This is a genomic window from uncultured Pluralibacter sp. (assembly GCF_913775985.1).
Lineage (GTDB): Bacteria > Pseudomonadota > Gammaproteobacteria > Enterobacterales > Enterobacteriaceae > Pluralibacter.
The window spans coordinates 91,705-115,396 of the sequence record NZ_CAJYMB010000032.1; the positions used below are offsets into that span (position 1 = coordinate 91,705).

Sequence of the window (23,692 nt, forward strand, 5' to 3'; positions counted from 1 at the left end):
TCCTGCAGGGTCCGTAAATCGTTGTTTAGAAGCTATGTTGAGCAAAATAGGACACTTTGATGACAGTTATATGCAGGTATTGTGACGGTTTGATGACAGTGTGACCGTTAGGGTCTTTTCCCAAATATTGGGATTTACGTGGCGTGAGAAGCGGTAGGCTGGTCGGTCCATAATGGATAAAACTGGCCCTTCAAAACCTGCGACAAAACCATAATGGGAAGTATACCTGTCTAAAGAACGCTATATGAACGCTCCTGCGTCATAAAGGGCATGCAGGTAGAGCTACATTCAGCTCAGCGGTGTTGTTGTCGAAACCAGTCGGCAATACAGCAGCTCTTCTTGATGGCGGCTCACCATGACCTCTTAATGCGATTCTTGGTTATCTACCATCTCGATATGAACAGTGACAGGATTGTCTTCAATCTCAATCGTTACGGTTATATTTGGCTCCGACCTAACCCAGCATCCCTGGGAGAAGCTGCACTGCTCATCTTTTTTATATCCATTTTTCTCAAGGTATTTTTCGATTTTGCTAATGTCCGCTGTGCCAACAAAGTTTACCTGATAAATCAGCGTCGGGTTTGGCCCTGATACATTACTGTAGTGAAAGCTGTAGTTATTACTAATGCGCGGCATGCTTTTCAGCAGCTTCGGTGTGTAAAAATAATACTCCAATCGATCCGTTTCTGTATAATCACTGCTATCAGCAAATTCCATTTTAAAGTATTGCAGGCCACAATATAAAACAACAAAGAAAATCGCTAATACAGACAGTGCTATTTTCAACGAGCCTCTCATACAAATGACTCCTTTTATTTAAAATGAATAACATTTCGATTGGCATCAATAATGGACACATCTTTCGATGACCATCCATTATAAGGCACAATGGCTTTCATAAAATTGGGTAAGTGCCCGAAGTACGGTCTGCCGTAAGGGAAACTTCCCGGGGCTGGGAATAGCAATGGTTTAAAAGTTTCATTTTTCCATGCCCCTATCTTTCCGTAATGATCCCACCTTTTTAACGCCTCTTCTTTACTTACGGGTTTGAGGTAGTAGAACACATTACTCATACATGCCATAACACGATAAAAACCGAGCAGGTCCGATACCAGATCTTCACCACTAAATCCACTATCTGTAGCCCAGTTAAATGGAAACGATCCTTGTAGAGCCTCAAATCTTCGTGCCACAGTTATCATCATGGTGAGAGCTATGCTTTGCTTTTGTTGATATGACAGACCTTTTCTTAATCTCCATGTAATTGATTTACCTATAGTCAAATGCCTTTTCAGCCCAACCATCGATTGTTTATAGGTAACATCATAAGTTTGTGCACTTTGTGACTCACCACGGAGCATTTGCCCCCACAAACTACGGATATCAGAACCCTGAGCATGCCCAAGATCGATCCAGCCCAATACTTCAGTATATATTAATCCATATGAACGGCTATGCGCCAGACTGCCATCAATGATATCGTTTCTATTACTCACTCTTGCATCCTTTCTATTTTAAAGTATCCAGAGAAAAATCGGACATTTATTTCCTGAGTTCAATAACCTTGGTTTTTTATTATTAATAGGTTCAAATTTCCCCACAGCATTGAACTATATGATTAAGATATAGCATACAATTAGAGCGGCGAGCAATAAGAAAACTCACTAATTAGCGCTTAAGATATTTTAAAAATACTAGAGCATGTTAATTTAATTATTAACTCAAAAACTCAACCTTATAAATCACACCTTCACATATAAATGAAAAGACTAACAGCATTACGTTAATTAATATTGTTAGTCGATAAACCATAAACAAATTAATATAAAAAACATCGACCTGAATCAGCATTAGGAAATAACATCAATCCGGGATATCTTAAAAAAGGGTTATGTGCGGAACACATAACCCTTTCATTTTTACTGCAGGAAGATGACTTACTCCACCGTCACCGATTTCGCCAGGTTGCGCGGCTGATCCACATCGGTACCTTTAATCAGCGCCACGTGATAGGCCAGCAGCTGCAGCGGAACGGTGTAGAAAATCGGCGCAATAACCTCTTCAACGTGCGGCATCTCGATGATGTGCATGTTTTCGCTGCTGTTAAAGCCGGCATCCTGGTCAGCGAAGACATACAGCACGCCGCCGCGCGCGCGCACTTCTTCGATGTTGGATTTCAGCTTCTCCAGCAGCTCATTATTAGGTGCCACCACAATCACCGGCATATCGGCGTCAATCAGCGCCAGCGGGCCATGCTTAAGCTCGCCTGCTGCGTAGGCTTCCGCATGAATGTAGGAGATCTCTTTCAGCTTCAGCGCCCCTTCCAGAGCGATGGGGTACTGATCGCCGCGGCCGAGGAACAGGGCGTGGTGCTTGTCAGAGAAGTCCTCAGCCAGCGCTTCAATACGCTTATCCTGAGACAGCATCTGCTCGATGCGGCTCGGCAGCGCCTGCAGGCCGTGAACGATATCCTGCTCAATAGCAGCATCCTGACCTTTCAGGCTGGCCAGTTTGGCCACCAGCATCAACAGAACGGTAAGCTGGGTGGTGAAGGCTTTGGTAGAGGCCACGCCGATTTCAGTGCCGGCATTGGTCATCATCGCCAGATCGGACTCGCGCACCAGCGAAGAGCCGGGAACGTTGCAGACGGCCAGCGAACCGAGATAGCCCAGCTCTTTAGACAGGCGCAGCGCCGCCAGCGTATCGGCGGTTTCACCGGACTGGGAAAGGGTGATCATCAGGCTGTTGCGGCGCACCGCTGATTTACGGTAGCGGAACTCGGAGGCGATCTCGACGTCGCAGGGAACGCCCGCCAGCGCCTCGAACCAGTAGCGGGACACCATGCCGGAGTTGTACGAGGTGCCGCAGGCCACAATCTGGATATGCTCAACCTGAGAGAGCATTTCGTTGGCGCTGGCGCCCAGCTCGCTCAAATCCACCCGGCCGTGGCTGATGCGCCCGGTCAGGGTATTTTTGATGGCATTCGGCTGCTCGTAGATCTCTTTCTGCATGTAGTGGCGGTAGATGCCTTTGTCACCGGCGTCGTACTGCAGGGTAGATTCGATATCCGGGCGCTGAATGTGCTCGCCGGTTTTATCGAAAATAGTGATGTTCTGGCGGGTGACCTCCGCGATATCGCCCTCTTCGAGGAAGATGAAGCGGCGCGTTACCGGCAGCAGCGCCAGCTGATCGGAGGCGATAAAGTTCTCGCCTACGCCCAGGCCTATCACCAGCGGGCTGCCGGAGCGGGCGGCCAGCAATGTATCCGGATTGCGGGTATCCATAATCACCGTGCCGTAGGCACCGCGCAGCTGCGGGATCGCGCGCAGTACCGCCTCGCGCAGGGTGCCGCCCTGTTTCAGCTCCCAGTGAACCAGGTGAGCAATCACTTCGGTGTCGGTTTCTGAAACGAAGACGTATCCGCGGGACTGCAATAGCTCGCGCAACGGCTCGTGGTTTTCAATAATGCCATTGTGCACCACCACAATATCGTCAGAGACATGCGGGTGCGCGTTGCCTTCTGACGGCTCGCCGTGGGTCGCCCAGCGGGTATGGGCAATACCGGTACCGCCGTGCAGCGGCTGTTCTGCTGCCGCCTGGGCCAGCATTTGTACTTTTCCGAGGCGACGCAGGCGGGTCATGTGACCTTCAGCATCAACCACTGCCAGACCGGCAGAGTCGTAACCACGGTATTCCAGACGACGAAGTCCTTCGAGAAGGATTTCAGCAATATCACGCTGCGCGACTGCGCCAACAATTCCACACATAGTTAAATTTCCTGAGATGGCATGATGCCATGCGTTGTCGCTGACCTGTATTTATCCCGCGCCTTTCGCCTGCGGTCATTGCCGCGGTGAAAAAAACGTGGATAAGCCCGTTACCGGGACCCCGAGCCTTGTAGAGAGTGGGGTTATTTTTTTGGTACTGCCTGCGGGCGGGGGATTATCTTATCCCCTCATCCCTGACGTCCCCTGACGGGAACGCTTATTTCTGTTTTACCGGACGCTGCCAGCCCGCTTTATGGGTCATCGGCACCCGGCTCAATACCAGTTCATTGTCGTTAATATCGCGCGTTACCGTCGTACCTGCGGCGATAGTCACGCCGCTACCGATGGTAACCGGCGCCACCAGCTGGCTGTCGGAGCCGACGAAGACATCGTCGCCGATAATCGTCTGATGCTTGTTGGCCCCGTCGTAGTTGCAGGTAATGGTTCCCGCGCCGATATTGACGTTATCGCCGATCTCGGCGTCGCCGAGATAGCTCAGATGCCCGGCCTTCGACTCTTTACCCAGCCGCGCCTTTTTCATTTCAACGAAGTTACCGACGTGGGCGCCTTCCAGCAGCTCGCTGCCGGGGCGCAGGCGGGCAAACGGCCCGACGGTGCATGCAGGATGCAGTTCGGCATCCTCAATCACCGAGTATGGGCTAATAATGCAGTCGTCGCCGATAGCGCTGTTTTTGATAATGCAGCCCGCGCCGATTTTTACCCGATCGCCCAGGGTGACGCTGCCTTCAAGGATAACGCCGGGATCGATTTCCACATCGCGCCCGTGCGCAAGGGTGCCGCGCAGGTCAAAACGCGCCGGATCCCGCAGCATCACGCCAGCCAGCAGCAGCTTGTCCGCCTGTTCGCGCTGATACTCGCGCTCGAGACGGGAGAGCTGGAGGCGGTTGTTTACGCCTTCCACTTCGCTCAGGCGCTGCGGATGCACGGCAACGATCTCACGTCCTTCCCGGTAGGCCATCGCGATAATATCGGTAATGTAGTATTCGCCCTGGGCATTGTTGTTGGTGAGCCCGCTAAGCCAGCGCTTGAGATCCGCGCCGCCGGCAATCAGGATGCCGGTGTTAATTTCCTGAATTTCGCGCTGGGCGTCGGTGGCATCTTTTTGCTCAACGATGCCGGTCACTTTGCCGTTTTCGCGGGTAATGCGTCCGTAGCCTGTAGGATCGTCCAGCCTGACCGTCAGCAGGCCGATGCCACCCTGCGGTTTAGCATGGCGCAGGCGCTGCAGCGTTTCGGCTGAGATCAGCGGCACATCGCCATAAAGCATCATGATGTCTTCATCATCGCCGAAGAACGGTGCCGCCTGCTGCATGGCGTGACCGGTTCCGAGCTGCTCGGCCTGCAAAACCCAGTTCAGATTATCGGCTTTGAGAGTTTGCTTGAGCAAATCGCCGCCGTGGCCGTAAACCAGGTGCACGTTTTGAGCCCCGGAATCTGCGGCGACATCAATGACGTGCTGCACCATTGGCTTACCTGCCAGGGTATGCAGCACTTTCGGAAGGTCGGAATACATGCGCGTGCCTTTGCCTGCCGCAAGGATCACTACGCTCATCACGCTGTTTGACATAACTGTCCTGAATCCGTTGAGTTAAAGAAGTAAATAGCTTTCGCGTTGAAAATTCTACATATTTTGCATTACGAAACGTACCGCTGGAAAATCATCCGGCATTGGGAAATTTTACTCTGGAAGCGCGGTATTGCTGTAGGTAAAGGTTAAAAAATCACGCTTTCAGGCTCGGATAGTTGATAAATACAGCTCATACCTTTGATTTAAAGGTTATTTTCAGTTGCGAAATAAAGTAACAGCACTGGAGACGACAAAGATAAAAAAAGCCGCCTGTCGGCAGCCTCTTTGTCATTAATGTTCGGGAATACAGGCTATTAGAAGCTCATATTGCTGAACATGGCGATGAATTTGTGCAAGCGTTTTTTCATTGTATGGATCCTGCATAGCGGGTTTATTTCGTGATTTAAATCACAAAACAGAGTCTACGCCAGCGTTTTGACCCGATCAAATATTTATGTGATTAAGATCACACAAGGGATACAAACGAAAAAAAAGCCAGCCCGGTAGTCGGACTGGCTTCTGTACTTTCAAGCCGGTGTTACATCGCTTTTTTGGTCAACTCGATAACGCGCAGTTTGGCGATCGCTTTGGCCAGCTCAGCTGAAGCCTGAGCGTAATCCACATCGCCGTGAGAGCTCTTGATGTGCTCTTCCGCTTTGCGTTTCGCTTCCATGGCTCGCGCTTCGTCGAGATCCTGGCCGCGAATAGCGGTATCAGCCAGCACGGTCACGTTTGACGGCTGAACTTCCAGCACGCCGCCGGACAGATAGATAAACTCTTCTTGTCCGTGCTGCTTCACGATGCGAATCATACCAGGCTTAATGGCGGTGAGCAGCGGGGCGTGCCCCGGGTAAATACCCAGCTCACCTTCGCTACCCGTTACCTGAATCTTCTCAACCAGGCCGGAAAACATCTCCTGCTCTGCGCTGACAACATCCAGGTGGTAAGTCATTGCCATATCACCCTCCGATTAAGGCGTTAAAGTTTTTTGGCTTTCTCAACGGCTTCGTCGATGGTGCCAACCATGTAGAACGCCTGCTCCGGCAGGTGATCGTATTCACCGTCCATGATGCCTTTAAAGCCGCGGATGGTTTCTTTCAGCGATACGAATTTACCTGGCGCACCGGTAAACACTTCTGCAACGAAGAACGGCTGGGACAGGAAGCGCTGAATTTTACGCGCGCGGGCTACCACCAGTTTGTCTTCTTCAGACAGTTCGTCCATACCCAGAATCGCGATGATGTCTTTCAGCTCCTGGTAGCGCTGCAGAATAGACTGCACGCCGCGAGCAACATCATAGTGCTCCTGGCCAACCACCAGCGGATCCAGCTGACGGCTGGTGGAATCCAGCGGGTCAACGGCCGGGTAGATACCCAGAGAGGCGATCTGACGGCTCAGTACCACGGTTGCATCAAGGTGCGCAAAGGTGGTTGCCGGAGACGGGTCAGTAAGGTCATCCGCAGGTACGTATACCGCCTGAACGGAGGTGATAGAACCGGTTTTGGTGGAGGTGATACGTTCCTGCAGAACGCCCATCTCTTCCGCCAGCGTCGGCTGATAACCTACCGCAGAAGGCATACGGCCCAGCAGTGCAGATACTTCTGTACCGGCCAGGGTATAACGGTAGATGTTATCGACGAACAGCAGAACGTCACGACCTTCATCACGGAATTTCTCAGCCATAGTCAGGCCGGTCAGCGCAACGCGCAGACGGTTTCCCGGCGGCTCGTTCATCTGGCCGTACACCAGGGATACTTTATCCAGTACGTTGGAGTCGGTCATTTCATGATAGAAGTCGTTACCCTCACGAGTACGCTCGCCGACGCCCGCAAATACGGAGTAGCCGGAGTGCTCAATCGCGATGTTACGGATAAGCTCCATCATGTTTACGGTTTTACCTACGCCCGCACCACCGAACAGACCGACTTTACCGCCCTTAGCGAACGGGCAAATCAGGTCCATTACTTTGATACCGGTTTCCAGCAGTTCCTGAGAACTGGACAGGTCTTCATAGGACGGCGCAGCGCGGTGAATCGCCCAGCGCTCTTCTTCGCCGATATCGCCTTTCATATCGATCGGCTGTCCCAGCACGTTCATGATACGGCCGAGAGTTGCTTTACCTACCGGGACTTCGATCGGGTGCTCGAGGTCTTTTACTTCCAGACCGCGACGCAAACCGTCGGAGGAACCCATTGCGATAGTACGTACGATACCACCGCCGAGCTGCTGCTGAACTTCCAGCACCAGGCTCTCGTTACCATTTTGTACCTCAAGAGCATCGTACACGCGCGGTACGGCATCCTGAGGGAATTCGACGTCAACCACGGCGCCGATTACCTGGACAATTTTTCCAGTAGCCATCTTGAATCCTCTACGAATTAACCTGGTTATACCGCGGATGCACCACCGACGATTTCGGTGAGTTCCTGAGTAATGCTGGCCTGACGAGCTTTGTTGTATACCAACTGCAGCTCTTTAATCAGGCTGCCGCCATTATCGGTCGCGGCTTTCATCGCCACCATACGCGCGGCCTGCTCGCTGGCCAGGTTTTCTACTACGCCCTGATAAACCTGTGATTCGACATAACGACGCAGTAACGTGTCCAGCAGCGCTTTCGGATCGGGTTCGTACAGGTAGTCCCAGGACTTACGCTTCAGATCCTCATCTTCTGATGCCGGCAGCGGCAGCAGCTGAGTGATGGTTGGAGCCTGAGACATGGTGTTAATAAATTTGTTGCTGACCACGTAAAGTCTGTCAAGACGGCCTTCGTCGTAGGCCTGCAACATCACTTTTACCGGGCCAATCAGTTCGGACAGGGAAGGTTTATCTCCCATGCCGGTTACCTGAGCAACCACGTTACCACCAACGGAATTAAAGAAAGACACGCCTTTTGAGCCGATCATCGCGAGGTCGCTCTGAACGCCTTTATCGGACCATGCTTTCATATCCGCAAGCAGCTTTTTGAACAGGTTGATGTTCAAGCCACCGCACAGCCCACGGTCAGTGGACACTACCAGGTAGCCCACGCGCTTAACGTCGCGTTCTTCCAGGTAAGGGTGCTTATATTCCAGATTACCGGTAGCAAGGTGACCAATCACTTTGCGCATGGTATCTGCATAAGGACGGCTGGCTGCCATGCGATCCTGCGATTTACGCATTTTGGAAGCGGCGACCATCTCCATCGCTTTAGTGATCTTCTGCGTGTTCTGGACGCTTGCGATCTTACTACGTATCTCTTTTGCGCCGGCCATGAGCTTCTCCTCAATGCCTTGCGGCCTGCCCTAAGGCAAGCCGCCAGACGTTACCAGGATTGGGTTGCTTTGAAGGAATCGAGGATGCCTTTCAGCTTGCCTTCGATTTCGTCGTTATAGCCACCGGACTGGTTGATCTCTTGCATCAGCGGAGCGTGGTCACGGTCAACGTAAGCCAGCAGAGCGGCTTCAAAGCTGCCGATTTTTGCCAGTTCTACATCGGCCAGATAGCCACGTTCTGCCGCAAACAGAACCAGACCCTGCTGCGCAACGGACATCGGCGCATACTGTTTCTGCTTCAGGAGTTCGGTCACTTTCACACCGTGATCGAGCTGTTTGCGGGTTGCATCGTCAAGATCGGATGCAAACTGGGAGAAGGCTGCAAGCTCACGATACTGCGCCAGCGCGGTACGAATACCACCGGACAGTTTCTTGATGATCTTGGTCTGTGCAGCACCACCCACGCGGGATACGGAGATACCCGGGTTAACTGCCGGACGAATACCGGAGTTAAACAGGTTGGTTTCCAGGAAGATCTGACCGTCGGTAATCGAGATTACGTTAGTCGGAACGAACGCAGAAACGTCGCCGGCCTGGGTTTCGATGATCGGCAGCGCAGTCAGGGAACCGGTTTTACCTTTCACTTCACCTTTAGTGAAGTTCTCAACGTATTCCGCATTAACGCGGGATGCGCGTTCCAGCAGACGGGAGTGGAGGTAGAACACGTCGCCCGGGAATGCTTCACGTCCTGGCGGACGGCGGAGCAGCAGGGACACCTGACGATAAGCAACGGCCTGCTTGGACAGGTCATCATAAACAATCAGCGCATCTTCACCGCGGTCGCGGAAGTATTCGCCCATCGCGCAGCCGGCATACGGTGCCAGATACTGCAGCGCTGCGGACTCAGAAGCGGTTGCCACAACAACGATAGTGTTGGACAGCGCGCCGTGCTCTTCCAGCTTACGTACCACGTTAGCAATGGTAGAGGCTTTCTGGCCGATAGCGACGTAAACGCATTTGATGCCGGAATCGCGCTGGTTGATGATCGCATCGATAGCCATCGCGGTTTTACCGGTCTGGCGGTCGCCGATGATCAGCTCACGCTGGCCGCGGCCGATTGGGATCATGGCATCGACAGATTTATAACCTGTCTGAACCGGCTGATCGACTGACTGACGATCGATTACGCCCGGGGCGATAACTTCGATCGGCGAGAAGCCGTCGTGCTCAACCGGACCTTTACCGTCGATTGGCGAACCCAGGGTGTTCAATACGCGGCCCAGCAGGCCACGGCCTACCGGTACTTCAAGGATACGACCGGTGCATTTGACTTTCATGCCTTCGGCGAGGTCAGCGTAAGGGCCCATAACAACGGCACCTACGGAGTCGCGCTCCAGGTTCAATGCGATAGCGTAACGGTTACCCGGCAGGGAGATCATTTCACCCTGCATACAGTCAGCAAGACCGTGGATACGGATAACACCGTCACTGACGGAAACGATAGTACCTTCGTTGTGAGCCTCGCTCACAACATTGAACTGAGCAATGCGCTGCTTGATCAGTTCGCTGATTTCGGTGGAATTCAGTTGCATGCTCCAGTCCCCTTAAGACTGCAAGACGTCTGCAAGGCGTTCAAGACGGCCGCGTACGCTACCATCAATGACCGTATCACCCGCTCGGATGATGAGGCCTGCCATTACAGACTTATCGATATTGCAATTCAGCTTCACTTTGCGTGACAGACGTTTTTCCATCGCGGCGGTAATTTTCGCGAGCTGTTCATCACTCAGTGCAGCAGCGGAGGTGACTTCGACATCCACCGTTGCTTCACTTAGCGCGCGCAATTGCACGAACTGCTCAAGAACATCCGGGAGGGTGATCAGACGACCATTCTCAGCCATAACCCGAATCAGATTCTGGGCATGGCTATCGAGCTGATCGCCGCAGATTGCGATAAAAGCATCCGCGAGCGTTTCCGGCGCCAGGGCGCCAGAAAGCAAATCTGCCATTTGTTCGTTCTTCGTTACCTCGGCGGCAAACCCCAGCATGTTCTGCCAGTTGTCTACGCTCTGGTGTTCGACCGCAAAGTCAAAAGCTGCTTTGGCGTAGGGGCGAGCTACCGTTACAAATTCAGACATCAGCCCCTCCCTCCTTACAGTTCAGCGACAAGTTTATCCACGATGTCGCTGTTAGCAGCTTCATCCACGGAACGTTCGATGATCTTCTCGGCACCAGCAACAGCCAGAATCGCGACCTGCTTGCGAAGTTCTTCGCGAGCGCGTTTACGCTCGGCGTCAATCTCAGCCTGCGCCTGGGCAACGATTTTGCTACGTTCCTGTTCTGCTTCAACCTTCGCTTCGTCCACGATCTGAGCGCGGCGTTTGTTCGCCTGCTCAATGATCACCTGGGCTTCCGCTTTGGCTTTTTTCAGCTGGTCAGTCGCGTTGGCCTGTGCAAGGTCCAAATCTTTCTTAGCGCGTTCTGCAGAAGACAGGCCATCAGCAATTTCTTTCTGACGCTTTTCGATGGCAGCGATTAACGGCGGCCATACGTACTTCATGCAGAACCAGACAAAGAGAACAAACGCGATGGCCTGGCCGAGGATTGTTGCGTTCATGTTCACAGCACAATACCTCTTAAAAAGTTACGACTAACTTACTACGCGACAGCAAACATCACGTACAGACCCAGACCTACAGCGATCATCGGGATAGCATCCACCAGACCCATAACGATAAAGAACTGAGTACGCAGCAGAGGGATCAGATCCGGCTGGCGCGCTGCGCCTTCCAGGAATTTACCCCCGAGGATGCCGATACCGATCGCAGCACCGATTGCCGCCAGACCCATCATCACAGCGGCAGCCATGTACAGCAGATCCATATTCAGGTTTTCCATGACAGTCTCCAGTTTGTTTCAGTAAAAACGTAGTAGTGTTGGTAAAGAATCAGTGCTCTTCAGACGCCATCGACAGATAGACGATCGTCAGAACCATGAAGATAAAGGCTTGCAGCGTGATAATCAGGATGTGGAAAATGGCCCAAGGCACATTCAGAAGCCACTGTGACCACCACGGCAGAAGACCCGCGATCAGAATGAAAATCAGCTCACCGGCATACATGTTGCCGAACAGTCGCAGGCCGAGAGATACCGGCTTGGACAGCAGGCTAACGCCTTCCAGGATAAGGTTAACAGGAATGAACGCCCAGTGATTGAACGGCTGCAGGGTAAGCTCTTTAACAAAGCCGCCAACGCCTTTCATTTTGATGCTGTAGAAAATAATCAGGATAAACACGCCGAGCGCCATCGACAGGGTGATATTCACGTCCGCAGACGGCACCACGCGCAGGGCCGGCAGGCCAAAAATGTGTTCGCCAACCCACGGAAGCAGGTCGATAGGCAGCAGGTCCATCAGGTTCATCAGGAATACCCAGACAAACACGGTCAGCGCCAGCGGTGCAATCACCTTGCTTTTGCCGTGGTACATGTCTTTGACGCTGCCATGAACGAAGCCGATGACCATCTCTATGGCTGTCTGAAACTTGCCCGGAACGCCGCTGGTCGCTTTTTTCGCAACGCTGCGGAACATGGCAAGAAACAGCAGACCCAGAACCACCGAAAAGAACATGGAGTCAATATTGAGCGTCCAGAAGGTGGCCGGGGGATGGTGCGGATCCACCAGCGAGAAGGTACGCAGGTCAATCTGAAGGTTCTTCAGATGGTGGCCTATGTACTCCTGCGGTGTCGAGATTTCTCCTGCAGACATGATGCCTTTACCCTTTGTTGTTAATTACAGCTGGCGCCAGAACTTGTACCACCAGCACCAAAACCCATGTCACTATCAGCGGCAGAAATACCACTTTCAAAACAGCCAGCGCCATCGCAAGTAAGGCAAAGGTCAGCAACACCTTGAGGACTTCACCGAGGGCGAAAGACCAGGCCACGCGGCCTTGAGCGGGTGTATGCACCTGATGACGCCAGGCAAATATCATAAACAATGCATTAGGCAGAATCACTGCCAGACCTCCGCTCACCGCGGAGACGCCCCAGAAAGGGTCTTTGAAGCAAAACAGCAGTCCACTTACCGTTACTGCCAGAAGCTGAATGAACAGTAGCTTACGAGCGACATTTCTACTCAACAGCGACACTGTCATTTTGTATAACTCCTGCTCACTTCGAGGTATGCCGCGTGTCGTATAAAACGTTCTTTAAGGCCCGGAGTCAAGCATCAAAAAGCGGACAAATTATACGGGCGCGCCCCGCGAATTCAAACAATAAGTAGCCAAAAGGTGAATAAATGTTTAAATATTTTTCGTTACCCCCATTTTCCCAATTTTAAGAAAACGGCGAGCCTTCATGCAAAAGTGCAAACATCGCGAAAATACGCGGCTTAAAGCGTGATAAAGATCACAAATAAAACATTTTTGCCATTTCTGAAATTTAGCACTTAAGAATCTTTCTCAAACTATATGCATGAATTATTTAACAATTAAGCGCAAAGCTTCTCAAAATGAGTGCATACACGATGAAAACCTTTATTTGACATTTATAGCCAACATTTAACATATCCAGGTAGTTTAGTCGGGTATTTTTAGTTGGATGATATTTTCATAGTTGACTATTTTCATGCTAAGTAAAAGGCGGCAGGTTAACAGAAAGCTAAAATTAGGTATCACCCTCGTTGAATGCCGCGCGGTCTGTCTCTGCCTTTTTTGCCCGTTTTTAACACTCACCTGTACATTTAAACTTCACATTTTTTGATAAAAATTAAATTTCATCAGCTTCAATCGTGACCAGATGACGTTCACCATCCAACTGCGGAACCTGTAGTTTGATAATGTTTTCTACGGAGAAACCGGCCGGCAGCTGCGCAATTTCATCTTCTGGCAGCATCCCTTTCAGGGCATAGAAGCGTCCGGTCTTTGCGGGCAGATGGTGGCACCAGGTCACCATATCCGTCAATGAGGCAAAGGCGCGGCTGATAACGCCATCAAACGGCGGCTCTGCGCTAAACTCCTCTACCCTGCTCTGCACCGGCGTGACGTTTTCCAGTTTCAACTCGTGCTGCACCTGGCGCAGGAAGCGTACCCGCTTGCCGAGACTGTCGAGCAGCGTAAATTGCGCCTCGGGCAAAACGATAGCCAGCGGAATGCCCGGCAGACCGGGGCCGGTACCCACGTCAATAAAGCGCTGACCTGCAAGGTGCGGAGCAACAACAATGCTGTCGAGAATATGGCGCACCAGCATCTCGTTCGGATCCCGCACGGACGTCAGGTTATAGGCTTTATTCCATTTATTGAGCAGTTCGACGTAGGCCACCAGCTGCTTCTGCTGGCGATCGGTCAGCGAAATGCCTGCCTCAGCAAGCAGACGAGCGAGTTTATTGAGCACGTTATTACCTGTTAAAAAGCGTATTTGCAGAAAGCTAATGCCTTCCTGCACTGTAAAACACGCGGCGCGCCGGAACAAAACCGGCGCACTGCGTTAAAGAATCAGGCGCTGCGGCGCAGCATACCCTGTTTCTTAAGCCATACCAGCAAAATTGAGATAGCGGCCGGCGTAACGCCGGAAATCCGCGAGGCCTGGCCTATAGACGATGGTTTGTGATCGTTCAGCTTGGCAATCACCTCGTTAGAGAGGCCGCTGACCTGGCGATAGTCGAGGGTCGCCGGCAGTAGCGTATTTTCATTGCGCTGCTGCTTTTCGATTTCATCCTGCTGACGGGCAATGTAGCCTTCGTACTTCACCTGGATCTCAACCTGCTCGGCAGCCTGAGGATCTGCAAGGCCTGGGGCGAACGGCGACAGCTGCACCAGCTGCGCGTAGGTCATTTCCGGGCGGCGAAGCAGATCTTCACCGCTGGCTTCGCGGGAAAGCGGCGCAGTCAGGTGAGTATTCACTTCGGCTGCAGCCTGATGCGCAGGGGCAACCCAGCTGGTTTTCAGACGCTGGCGCTCCTGCTCGATGCTTTCCAGCTTCTCGTTGAAACGCGCCCAGCGCGCGTCGTCCACCAGGCCAAGCTCGCGGCCCTGCGCCGTCAGGCGCAGGTCGGCGTTGTCTTCGCGCAGCATCAGGCGGTATTCGGCGCGGGAGGTAAACATGCGGTACGGCTCTTTCGTGCCGAGAGTACACAGGTCGTCCACCAGCACGCCAAGGTAGGCTTCAGAACGTGCAGGTGCCCAGCCCTCTTTTTCCGCCGAGAAACGCGCGGCGTTAAGACCGGCCAGCAGACCCTGTGCCGCAGCCTCTTCGTAACCGGTGGTGCCGTTAATCTGACCTGCGAAGAACAGGCCCTGAATAAACTTACTCTCCAGCGTCGGCTTCAGATCGCGCGGATCGAAGAAGTCATACTCGATGGCGTAACCAGGGCGAACGATCTTCGCGTTTTCCATCCCCTGCATCGAGCGGACGATCTGCATCTGCACGTCGAACGGCAGGCTGGTGGAGATGCCGTTCGGATAGACTTCATTGGACGTCAGGCCTTCTGGCTCGAGGAAAATCTGGTGCTGGTTTCTGTCGGCAAAACGCATCACCTTGTCTTCGATCGACGGGCAGTAGCGCGGGCCGATACCTTCAATCACGCCGGCATACATTGGGCTACGGTCGAGGTTGTTACGGATCACGTCATGGGTTTTTTCATTGGTGTACGTGATGTAGCACGGTACCTGGCGCGGATGCTGAGCCGCGTTGCCCATGAACGAAAAGACCGGTACAGGCGTATCGCCGTGCTGCTGGGCCAGTACGCTAAAATCAATGGTGCGGGCATCAATGCGCGGCGGCGTGCCGGTTTTCAGGCGGTTAACGCGCAGCGGCAGCTCGCGCAGGCGGTGCGACAGCGAAATGGACGGCGGATCGCCCGCCCGGCCGCCGCTGTAGTTATCCAGCCCGATATGGATTTTGCCATCGAGGAAGGTGCCTACGGTGAGCACAACCGCTTTAGCGCGGAATTTAAGGCCCATCTGAGTAACGGCGCCTACCACGCGATCGTTTTCGACGATCAGATCTTCAACCGCCTGCTGGAAGATCATCAGGTTTGGCTGGTTCTCCAGCGCGGTGCGTACCGCCTGGCGATAGAGCACCCGATCTGCCTGGGCGCGGGTAGCGCGAACGGCCGGCCCTTTGCTGGCGTTTAGTATCCTAAACTGGATGCCTGCCTGGTCAATTGCCGCTGCCATCAGTCCGCCGAGTGCGTCCACTTCTTTTACCAGGTGTCCCTTCCCGATACCGCCGATCGCCGGGTTGCAGCTCATCTGCCCCAGAGTGTCGATATTGTGGGTTAACAGCAGGGTCTGTTGACCCATACGCGCCGCGGCCATCGCGGCCTCGGTGCCTGCATGACCCCCGCCAATGATGATGACGTCAAAAGGATCCTGATAAAACATGGTGATCTGCCTCGCCTAAAGCGGTTTGAAAGAGGGTTTGAAGCCCGGGCCGTGGATTCTACTCAACTTTAGTCGAGGGAGGAAGCACCCGGGATCCTGCTTAATTAAAAAGAAGATCTTTTAAAGAGATCTCTTTTACTGTGATCTCTTATTAGGATCGGCTTCTCTTGTGGATAAGTAAGATCCGGCTTTAAGGATCATGTGTTTAGGCAGGATCGTTAGCTGTGAATGATCGGTGATCCCGGGGCGTATAAGCTGGGGTCAGAATGCGGGGTTATGCACAACTCAAAAACTAACCAGCCCTTATACTTTGGATAACTACCGGTTGATCCAAGCTTTTAACCAGAGTTATCCACAGAAAAAGAGACGATCTTTACAATTCTCAGAGCAAATTCTTCCAGGATCCCAGCCAAACCTCTGCCGGATCCTCCGGAATTTCGTGTTCGAGCACGTTGATCTTGAGGGTTTCACCGATCTGTTTAGCCCCGCAGGCGACGAGCGCCTCGTCTAACTTATCGATAGCGCCACAAAAGGTGTCGTATTCGCGGCTGCCGATACCGACAGAGCCAAACCGCACTGCGGAAAGATCCGGTGACTGGGCCTGCAGCTCTTCATATAAAGGCAGGAGGTTATCGGGTATATCGCCAGCGCCGTGGGTAGAGCTTACCAACAGCCAGATACCAGATAGCGTGAGATCTTCCAGCAGAGGACCATGCTGCGTATCGGTTGAAAAACCCGCGTCTTCCAGCTTCTCCGCCAGATGTTCCGCCACGTATTCAGCGCCGCCGAGCGTGCTGCCGCTGATCAGTGTAATGTCTGCCATGAATACCACCCCATTTTGCCGAGGTGGCATTGTACGCTGTGTATGAGCTGGGATCTACCTGTGGAAAGCTGTGGGATTAAAAAGGCGGATCAGGGACGAATAGTGCGCATGATCGGGTTCTGCAGGGAGATCAGCGTCTCAGTGGACTGAATTTCATCGATTGTTTGGATCTTGTTGATAAGTACCTGCTGCAGAGCGTCGATCGACCGGCACATCACCTTTATAAAGATACTGTAGTGCCCGGTGGTGTAGTACGCCTCGGTCACCTCATCGAGACTCTCAAGCCTGGCCAGCGCGGAGGGATAATCTTTAGCGCTCTTGAGAATAATGCCGATAAAGCAGCATACGTCGTAGCCGAGCTGCTTCGGATTTACGTCAATGCGCGCGCCAGTGATAATGCCGGCCTGCTTCATTTTCTCTACCCGCACGTGGATCGTGCCGGGACTGACGCCAAACTGTTTTGCCAGTTCGGCGTAGGCCGTGCGCGCATTGGCCATTAACGCCTCAAGGATGCCGCGGTCCAGATTGTCGATCTGATAATTTTCCATAGCTTTTTCTTATGTTAATTAATCAATCATCCAATATTAGCGCGTTATTTTAATTATTTGAAAGTCACATGGCCTTTTTAGTTGTTGATTATTGAATTCCACTGCAATTCTGTTGCTTAATCATTTGCACAGGACAGAGGAGTAACACCATGAAAACCGCTTATATTGCAAAACAACGCCAGATCAGTTTCGTGAAATCCCATTTCTCCCGCGAGCTCGAAGACAGACTTGGACTCATTGAAGTGCAGGCGCCGATCTTAAGCCGCGTGGGCGACGGCACTCAGGACAACCTGTCTGGCTGCGAGAAAGCGGTGCAGGTGAAAGTGAAAGCCCTGCCTGATGCCAGCTTCGAAGTGGTTCACTCCCTTGCGAAGTGGAAGCGTCAGACGCTGGGCCAGCACGACTTCAGCGCGGGCGAAGGGCTGTACACGCACATGAAGGCCCTTCGCCCCGATGAAGACAGACTCTCCCCCATTCATTCTGTATACGTGGATCAGTGGGACTGGGAGCGGGTTATGGGCGACGGCGAACGCCATACCGGCACGCTAAAAGCCACCGTAGAAGCTATTTATGCCGGGATCAAAGCCACCGAAGCCGCCGTGAGCGAAGCGTTTGGCCTTGTTCCCTTCCTGCCGGAAAAAATTCATTTTGTGCATAGCGAAACGCTGCTGAGCCGCTATCCGGGACTTGATGCCAAAGGCCGCGAGCGCGCTATTGCCAAAGAGCTGGGCGCAGTTTTCCTGATTGGCATCGGCGGCGCGCTGTCTGACGGTAAGCGCCACGACGTTCGCGCCCCGGACTACGATGACTGGAGCACACAAGGCGAAGCCGGGCTGGCGGGACTGAACGGTGACATTCTGGTGTGGAACCCGACGCTGGAAGATGCCACCGAACTCTCATCAATGGGCATTCGCGTGGATGCGCAGACCCTGAAGCGCCAGCTGGCGTTAACCGGTGATGAAGACCGTATGGCGCTGGAGTGGCACCAGGCACTGCTGAGAGGGGAAATGCCGCAGACCATCGGCGGCGGTATCGGCCAGTCGCGCCTGACCATGCTGCTGCTGCAGCTGCCGCATATCGGTCAGGTTCAGTGCGGCGTGTGGCCAAAGCAGGTAAGAGAGAGCGTAGGCGAGCTGCTCTGATTAACGCTTCCAGCGGCGCAGCAGCCTGCTGCGCAGCCCGGTATCAAAGCGCCATACGTGATCGAAGATGCGCATGATCCCGGGTTTACCGTGCTTCGACATCGCCACCGCGTGAAAGCGGTGCTGGTGCCGGTGCTGCAGTTCCGCAACGCTATTGACCACCTCATCCGGCAGCCGCTGGGCAATAAAATCTGAAATAACTACCGCGTCTGCATCGGCCCAGGCGGGCTCCTGCAGCTTTTCTATTACTGCACGAAAGCAGCGCGCCATGTCGGTGCCGCCGCGAAAGCGCTGGCTCAGAAAGCGGATCGCCTGCTCAAGACCGAGCGAGCCGGTCAGCTCGTAGCTCACCACCTCGCTGGAGAACAGCATAATAAAGCAGCGGCGATTATCCGCCAGCGCCACCCGCATCAGCGCCAGGCAAAATGCTTTTGCGCACTGCTCGTTAAAGCCGCCCATCGAACCGGAGGTGTCCACGCAGACCACAAACGGCCCGCGGGGCTGTTCGTCGACGTCCTGATGGACCACCGGCCGCTCGCTGACCTTCTCCCGCCAGGCGTCGCCGTGCAGGCGATAGGTCAGGAGCTGCTTTTCCACCAGCCGCCGGTAAAATTCATACTCCAGCTCGCTGATGCCGAGCGTGGCCAACTCCGGCGGCAGCAGGCGCAGAATATCGTCGCTCTGCTGCAGGCCGTCCACCTGCTCCGGCACGCTGGAGGGCTCGCGCACCAGAGTGCGAAAAGTCTCCATCGGTGAATCTTTTTTGGGGACCGATTTCGCCTCCCGGGAGCGGCCAAGCTGCTTCGCCAGCTGCAGCAGCTCCGGCTGGTCGCTGAGGAAATCGCCGTATTTGACGATAAGCCGCCAGTCGCCGCGCTTGAGCTGGCCTTCGCTCATGTCCCACAACCTGCCGGCGGCGGTATCGTTATCCACCAGCAGCGGCTCCAGCTGCCCGCTGAGGGTCATCCGCTCCTGCACTTCGCTCAGCAGCTGCTCGCGCTCGTCGTCCAGCAGCTGCTGGTTAAGGCTGGTGGCCTGCACCACCAGGCTCAGGCGCCAGCGCTGCAGGAACAGCGTATGCAGCGCTGGCGTGAAGCGCGGATTGCCGCTGACCAGCTGCTGCGCCTGACCCGCAAAAGGGGAGTGAACACGCTTCAGGAGTTCAAGGATCTGCGGGAGCTGGATCGTAAACTGAGAGGTGGAAAGCGGCAGGCTTTGCTGGAAACAGGCGATCTCATCGCTGAGCTCCTGCGGCACCAGCGTCTCTTTGAAGCGGCTCTTGATGGTTTGCCGCCAGCGGGGAAGATCTTCTGCCAGCGCATTTTTGAGGCGCGGAAATTTTTTGAAGAACGCTGCCAGCTGCGGAGAAGCCAGCAGTGCGAGGATGGTTTCTTCAATAAGCCCGTCTTCGCTGACGGCCAGCATGACGTTCAGCGTGTCCAGGCTGAGCATTACTGACGCGCCTGCTTAATCTGGCTGCCGACATCCTGCAGGCTGGCTTCAATCCGCCCCAGCCAGTCGTTTTGAATAAACAGGCACTTCTGCTGCTCGCTAAAGCGGTTGTGCTGCTGATGCCACTCCTCAAGCAGGGCATCAAGCTGCTGCCTGACTTCCGCCGGCATATTTTCCGGCGATGCGGATCCCGGCAGCGCCAGGCGCGATCCCTGCAAACTGACGTCGCGCACCACCAGGTGCAGGCTCTGATCGACTTCCATATTCAACACTTGCGCGAAGCCAATACCGTTGAGCTTGCCGCGGATCTCGCCGCCTTTTTCCAGCCACTGGACCAGCGCCGGGCGTTCAAGCGTAACGTGGACGACGTTCATATCGTGCAGCTTCAGCGGCTGCTGCAAAAGCAGGGTCAACACCGGCTCCTGCACCTCGTCAGGCAGCTGATAGTGCGGCCTGCGGCTAAACATGCTGCCCGCGCGGGTTACCTTTAGCGCGGTTTTATCGCTCTGCTGCTGCTGGAGCTGCAGGCGGTGCTGGGTTATCGCGCCGAGTTTGGTCAACATGGCCTGCTGCTGCCATGCATGACCGGTCATCAATAATTCTAGCTGGTTCTGTAGAAGATTCATGCTCTTAGCATCGTGCCACAGGCAGTCTTTCAGCAGAATAAGATCGATAGGGGCGATCGTTTCCCGGCCGCTAAAGAAGGCGCAGGCCTGGAGCAGGCGCACCGCCTTTTTCCAGCGGCGATCCGATACATAGGGCGCATCAGGCAGCGCGTCGAGCTGCTGGCGCAGCTGGTAGATCAGCTCAAACACGCTGTCGGGCAGCGCGATATTGTTGATGGCGGTCTGCCACTGGCTGAACTCTTGATCGGTAACCTGCAGGCTTTCCGCCACCGGATTCGCGTTTTCGTCCTGCTGGCTGGCCAGCAGCGAGCGGAAATTGGCTTTTTCCTGCACCTTATCGAGCCACAGGCGGATCAGCAGGCGGTCATACAGCGCTTCGAGGCTGCTGTCCGACTCCGGCAGCTCGTTGGACGCGGCCACCAGCAGGCGCATCGGGATTTTTTCCTCGCTGGCGCCGTTGCGGAAGCTGCGTTCGTTAATCGCGGTTAGTAGCGTATTAAGAATCGCCGGGCCGGCTTTCCAGATCTCATCCAGAAAAACAATCTCGGCCTCGGGTAAATAGCCGTCTGTAAGCCGCTCGTAGCGGCCTTCATCTTTAAGGGCCTGAATGGACAGCGGGCCAAACACCTCTTCCGGCGTGGAGAAGCGCGTCATCAAATATTCAAAGGCGCGGGCGCTGCGGAAGGCGAATTTCAGGCGGCGGGCAATCAGGCTTTTCGCGATGCCCGGCGGACCGAGCAGAAAGACGCTTTCTCCGCTAAGGGCCGCCAGCAGGCACAGGCGAATCGCGTGGCTACGCTCAAAAAGCCCCTTTTCCAGCGCGCTGCTGAGGCGGGAAATTCTTTCTGCTAATAAGTGCGGTTGGGCCATAATTGAGTGATGTCCTTTCTCTATCTATCCAGCTTTCAACGGATTATAGCCGTTTGCTATTGGTGGATAACAGAGCGATCGGTGATACTGCTTTCTTTGAGCAAGGTTAATGTGGGCTCATTTTAGAGTACGATTTAGTGATGAATCGTGCATACTGTGCGCTTTTCGTGGGTCCAGGGATCAGGGTCACATTTGTCTTATTAAATGAAAGACGAGTCTATGAGCACTGATAATAAGCAATCATTACCGGCAGTTACGCTGGCGGCAATAGGCGTGGTGTATGGTGATATTGGCACCAGCCCGCTGTATACGCTCCGCGAGTGCCTGTCAGGCCAGTTTGGCTTCGGCGTTGAGCAGGATGCGGTTTTTGGCTTCCTCTCTCTTATTCTTTGGCTGTTAATTTTCACCGTTTCACTGAAGTACATTACCTTCGTTATGCGGGCAGACAACGCCGGCGAAGGCGGGATCCTGACGCTGATGTCGCTGGCGGGCCGCAACACCTCGGCTCGGGCCACGTCGTTTCTGGTGATCCTCGGGCTCATTGGCGGTAGCTTCTTCTACGGCGAGGTGGTCATCACCCCGGCGATTTCGGTGATGTCGGCGATTGAAGGTCTTGAGATAGTCGCGCCACAGCTGGATACCTGGATAGTACCGATCTCCATTGTCGTCCTGACGCTGCTGTTTGCCATTCAAAAGCACGGGACCGGCATGGTCGGCAAGCTGTTTGCCCCAATTATGCTTATCTGGTTTGTGCTGCTGGCCGGACTCGGCGTGCGCAGCATTATCGACAACCCAATCGTGTTACAGGCGCTAAATCCTTACTGGGCGATACACTTCTTTATGGAGTATAAAACCGTCTCCTTCGTGGCGCTGGGCGCGGTTGTGCTTTCAATCACCGGGGTTGAGGCGCTGTATGCGGACATGGGCCACTTCGGCAAGCTGCCTATCCGCGTGGCGTGGTTTTGCGTAGTGCTGCCGTCGCTGGTGCTGAACTACTTCGGCCAGGGCGCGCTGCTGCTCAAGCATCCGGAAGCGATTAAAAACCCCTTCTTCCTGCTGGCGCCGGACTGGGCGCTGATCCCGCTGCTGATTCTGGCGGCGCTGGCCACGGTTATCGCCTCCCAGGCGGTTATCTCCGGCGTCTTCTCCCTGACGCGTCAGGCCGTCCGCCTGGGCTATCTGTCGCCGATGCGCATTATCCACACCTCCGAAATGGAGTCCGGGCAGATCTACATTCCTTTCATTAACTGGCTGCTGTACGTGGCGGTAGTGATTGTGATTGTCAGCTTCGAACACTCCAGCAATCTGGCGGCGGCCTACGGTATCGCGGTAACCGGCACCATGGTGCTGACCACTATTCTGTTCTCCACCGTCGCGCGCAAGAACTGGCACTGGAATAAATACCTGGTCGGGCTGCTGATGCTGGCGTTCCTGTGCATCGACGTGCCGCTGTTCTCCGCCAACCTCGATAAGCTGCTCTCCGGCGGCTGGCTGCCGCTGAGCCTGGGGCTGGTGATGTTTATGATAATGACCACCTGGAAAAGCGAGCGCTTCCGCCTGCTGCGCCGGCTGCACGAGCACGGCAACTCTCTGGAGGCGATGATCGCTTCGCTGGAGAAATCGCCGCCGGTGCGCGTGCCGGGCACCGCCGTTTTCCTGTCCCGCGCCCTGAACGTGATCCCGTTCGCCATGCTGCACAACCTCAAGCACAACAAGGTGCTGCATGAGCGGGTGATCCTGCTGACCCTGCGAACCGAAGACGCGCCTTATGTCCATAACGTGCGCCGGGTGCAAATCGAGCAGCTGTCGCCGTCATTCTGGCGGGTGGTGGCCAGCTACGGCTGGCGCGAAACGCCGAACGTGGAGGAGATTTTCCACCGCTGCGGGCTGGAAGGGCTGAGCTGCCGGATGATGGAGACCTCCTTTTTCATGTCGCACGAATCCCTGATCATCGGCGAGGGCCGGCCGTGGTATCTGCGCCTGCGCGGCAAGCTGTACCTGCTGCTGCAGCGCAACGCCCTGCGCGCGCCGGATCAGTTTGAGATCCCGCCAAACCGGGTTATCGAGCTGGGCACCCAGGTCGAGATTTAACCCGCTTCGCCGGACGGCGCTCCGCTGTCCGGCCGTTTTCCCACCGCTTCAGCCCCTGATGTCGCGCGCGAGCGAAACGTTTCGAGTGCGATCACAATTCCGCAATTCCGGGGTGGTTTTCTCATCGCCGTTAGCCATAATCTGCGCAAGCG

Annotated in this window: 21 protein-coding genes; 2 read left to right on the plus strand and 19 right to left on the minus strand. The window is 54.3% G+C overall.

The window, feature by feature from the left end:
• Positions 1 to 363: 363 nt before the first annotated feature.
• The 17 genes from QZ766_RS04695 to asnC form a co-directional block, all read right to left on the minus strand.
• On the minus strand, positions 364 to 798 hold the full coding sequence (locus tag QZ766_RS04695) for a hypothetical protein (RefSeq protein ID WP_297197960.1): 435 nt from the start codon (positions 796 to 798) through the stop codon (positions 364 to 366).
• Between the two features lie 14 nt (positions 799 to 812).
• Positions 813 to 1,496, minus strand: a complete 684-nt coding sequence (locus QZ766_RS04700) for a hypothetical protein (protein WP_297197963.1) — start codon at positions 1,494 to 1,496, stop codon at positions 813 to 815.
• A gap of 441 nt (positions 1,497 to 1,937) precedes the next feature.
• A complete protein-coding gene (gene glmS / locus QZ766_RS04705) occupies positions 1,938 to 3,767 on the minus strand; it encodes a glutamine--fructose-6-phosphate transaminase (isomerizing) (RefSeq protein ID WP_297197966.1) in 1,830 nt (609 codons plus the stop codon).
• A gap of 217 nt (positions 3,768 to 3,984) precedes the next feature.
• Complete coding sequence (gene glmU / locus QZ766_RS04710) at positions 3,985 to 5,355, minus strand: bifunctional UDP-N-acetylglucosamine diphosphorylase/glucosamine-1-phosphate N-acetyltransferase GlmU (RefSeq protein ID WP_297197970.1); 1,371 nt, start codon at positions 5,353 to 5,355, stop codon at positions 3,985 to 3,987.
• 538 nt (positions 5,356 to 5,893) lie between these two features.
• Positions 5,894 to 6,313: a F0F1 ATP synthase subunit epsilon gene (locus QZ766_RS04715; RefSeq protein WP_297197973.1), complete on the minus strand. Its 420-nt coding sequence runs from the start codon at positions 6,311 to 6,313 to the stop codon at positions 5,894 to 5,896.
• Positions 6,314 to 6,333: 20 nt separating this feature from the next.
• A complete protein-coding gene (gene atpD / locus QZ766_RS04720) occupies positions 6,334 to 7,716 on the minus strand; it encodes a F0F1 ATP synthase subunit beta (RefSeq protein WP_297197976.1) in 1,383 nt (460 codons plus the stop codon).
• Between the two features lie 26 nt (positions 7,717 to 7,742).
• Positions 7,743 to 8,606 (minus strand): F0F1 ATP synthase subunit gamma, encoded by an 864-nt coding sequence (gene atpG, locus QZ766_RS04725; protein WP_297197979.1) that lies wholly within the window; start codon positions 8,604 to 8,606, stop codon positions 7,743 to 7,745.
• Between the two features lie 50 nt (positions 8,607 to 8,656).
• A complete protein-coding gene (atpA, locus tag QZ766_RS04730) occupies positions 8,657 to 10,198 on the minus strand; it encodes a F0F1 ATP synthase subunit alpha (RefSeq protein ID WP_297197982.1) in 1,542 nt (513 codons plus the stop codon).
• A gap of 12 nt (positions 10,199 to 10,210) precedes the next feature.
• Positions 10,211 to 10,744 (minus strand): F0F1 ATP synthase subunit delta, encoded by a 534-nt coding sequence (atpH, locus tag QZ766_RS04735; protein WP_297197985.1) that lies wholly within the window; start codon positions 10,742 to 10,744, stop codon positions 10,211 to 10,213.
• A gap of 14 nt (positions 10,745 to 10,758) precedes the next feature.
• The gene (gene atpF / locus QZ766_RS04740; protein WP_297197987.1) at positions 10,759 to 11,229 is read right to left on the minus strand and encodes a F0F1 ATP synthase subunit B; all 471 of its coding nucleotides are present in this window, start codon (positions 11,227 to 11,229) and stop codon (positions 10,759 to 10,761) included.
• Positions 11,230 to 11,264: 35 nt separating this feature from the next.
• Positions 11,265 to 11,504: a F0F1 ATP synthase subunit C gene (gene atpE / locus QZ766_RS04745; RefSeq protein ID WP_000429386.1), complete on the minus strand. Its 240-nt coding sequence runs from the start codon at positions 11,502 to 11,504 to the stop codon at positions 11,265 to 11,267.
• A 49-nt stretch (positions 11,505 to 11,553) separates the two neighbouring features.
• On the minus strand, positions 11,554 to 12,372 hold the full coding sequence (gene atpB / locus QZ766_RS04750; RefSeq protein ID WP_297198003.1) for a F0F1 ATP synthase subunit A: 819 nt from the start codon (positions 12,370 to 12,372) through the stop codon (positions 11,554 to 11,556).
• Between the two features lie 7 nt (positions 12,373 to 12,379).
• On the minus strand, positions 12,380 to 12,760 hold the full coding sequence (gene atpI, locus QZ766_RS04755; RefSeq protein WP_297198006.1) for a F0F1 ATP synthase subunit I: 381 nt from the start codon (positions 12,758 to 12,760) through the stop codon (positions 12,380 to 12,382).
• Positions 12,761 to 13,373: 613 nt separating this feature from the next.
• A complete protein-coding gene (rsmG, locus tag QZ766_RS04760; RefSeq protein ID WP_297198009.1) occupies positions 13,374 to 13,997 on the minus strand; it encodes a 16S rRNA (guanine(527)-N(7))-methyltransferase RsmG in 624 nt (207 codons plus the stop codon).
• A 101-nt stretch (positions 13,998 to 14,098) separates the two neighbouring features.
• Positions 14,099 to 15,988 carry a tRNA uridine-5-carboxymethylaminomethyl(34) synthesis enzyme MnmG gene (gene mnmG, locus QZ766_RS04765; RefSeq protein WP_297198012.1) on the minus strand — a complete coding sequence of 630 codons (1,890 nt, stop codon included), beginning with the start codon at positions 15,986 to 15,988 and terminating at the stop codon, positions 14,099 to 14,101.
• A 382-nt stretch (positions 15,989 to 16,370) separates the two neighbouring features.
• Positions 16,371 to 16,811: an FMN-binding protein MioC gene (mioC, locus tag QZ766_RS04770; protein WP_297198016.1), complete on the minus strand. Its 441-nt coding sequence runs from the start codon at positions 16,809 to 16,811 to the stop codon at positions 16,371 to 16,373.
• An 89-nt stretch (positions 16,812 to 16,900) separates the two neighbouring features.
• Complete coding sequence (gene asnC, locus QZ766_RS04775) at positions 16,901 to 17,359, minus strand: transcriptional regulator AsnC (RefSeq protein WP_045853727.1); 459 nt, start codon at positions 17,357 to 17,359, stop codon at positions 16,901 to 16,903.
• A gap of 149 nt (positions 17,360 to 17,508) precedes the next feature.
• Between asnC and asnA the strand changes: the two genes are divergently transcribed.
• Positions 17,509 to 18,501, plus strand: coding sequence for an aspartate--ammonia ligase (gene asnA / locus QZ766_RS04780; RefSeq protein ID WP_297198024.1), 993 nt, complete (start codon positions 17,509 to 17,511; stop codon positions 18,499 to 18,501).
• Here the strand turns inward: asnA and viaA are convergent, their stop codons facing one another.
• Positions 18,502 to 19,953 carry an ATPase RavA stimulator ViaA gene (gene viaA, locus QZ766_RS04785; protein WP_297198027.1) on the minus strand — a complete coding sequence of 484 codons (1,452 nt, stop codon included), beginning with the start codon at positions 19,951 to 19,953 and terminating at the stop codon, positions 18,502 to 18,504.
• Positions 19,953 to 21,449, minus strand: coding sequence for an ATPase RavA (ravA, locus tag QZ766_RS04790; RefSeq protein ID WP_297198029.1), 1,497 nt, complete (start codon positions 21,447 to 21,449; stop codon positions 19,953 to 19,955). The genes viaA and ravA overlap by 1 nt, the downstream gene beginning before the upstream one ends.
• Before the next feature lie 219 nt (positions 21,450 to 21,668).
• Between ravA and kup the strand changes: the two genes are divergently transcribed.
• Complete coding sequence (kup, locus tag QZ766_RS04795) at positions 21,669 to 23,540, plus strand: low affinity potassium transporter Kup (RefSeq protein ID WP_297198031.1); 1,872 nt, start codon at positions 21,669 to 21,671, stop codon at positions 23,538 to 23,540.
• The last annotated feature ends 152 nt before the right edge of the window (positions 23,541 to 23,692 follow it).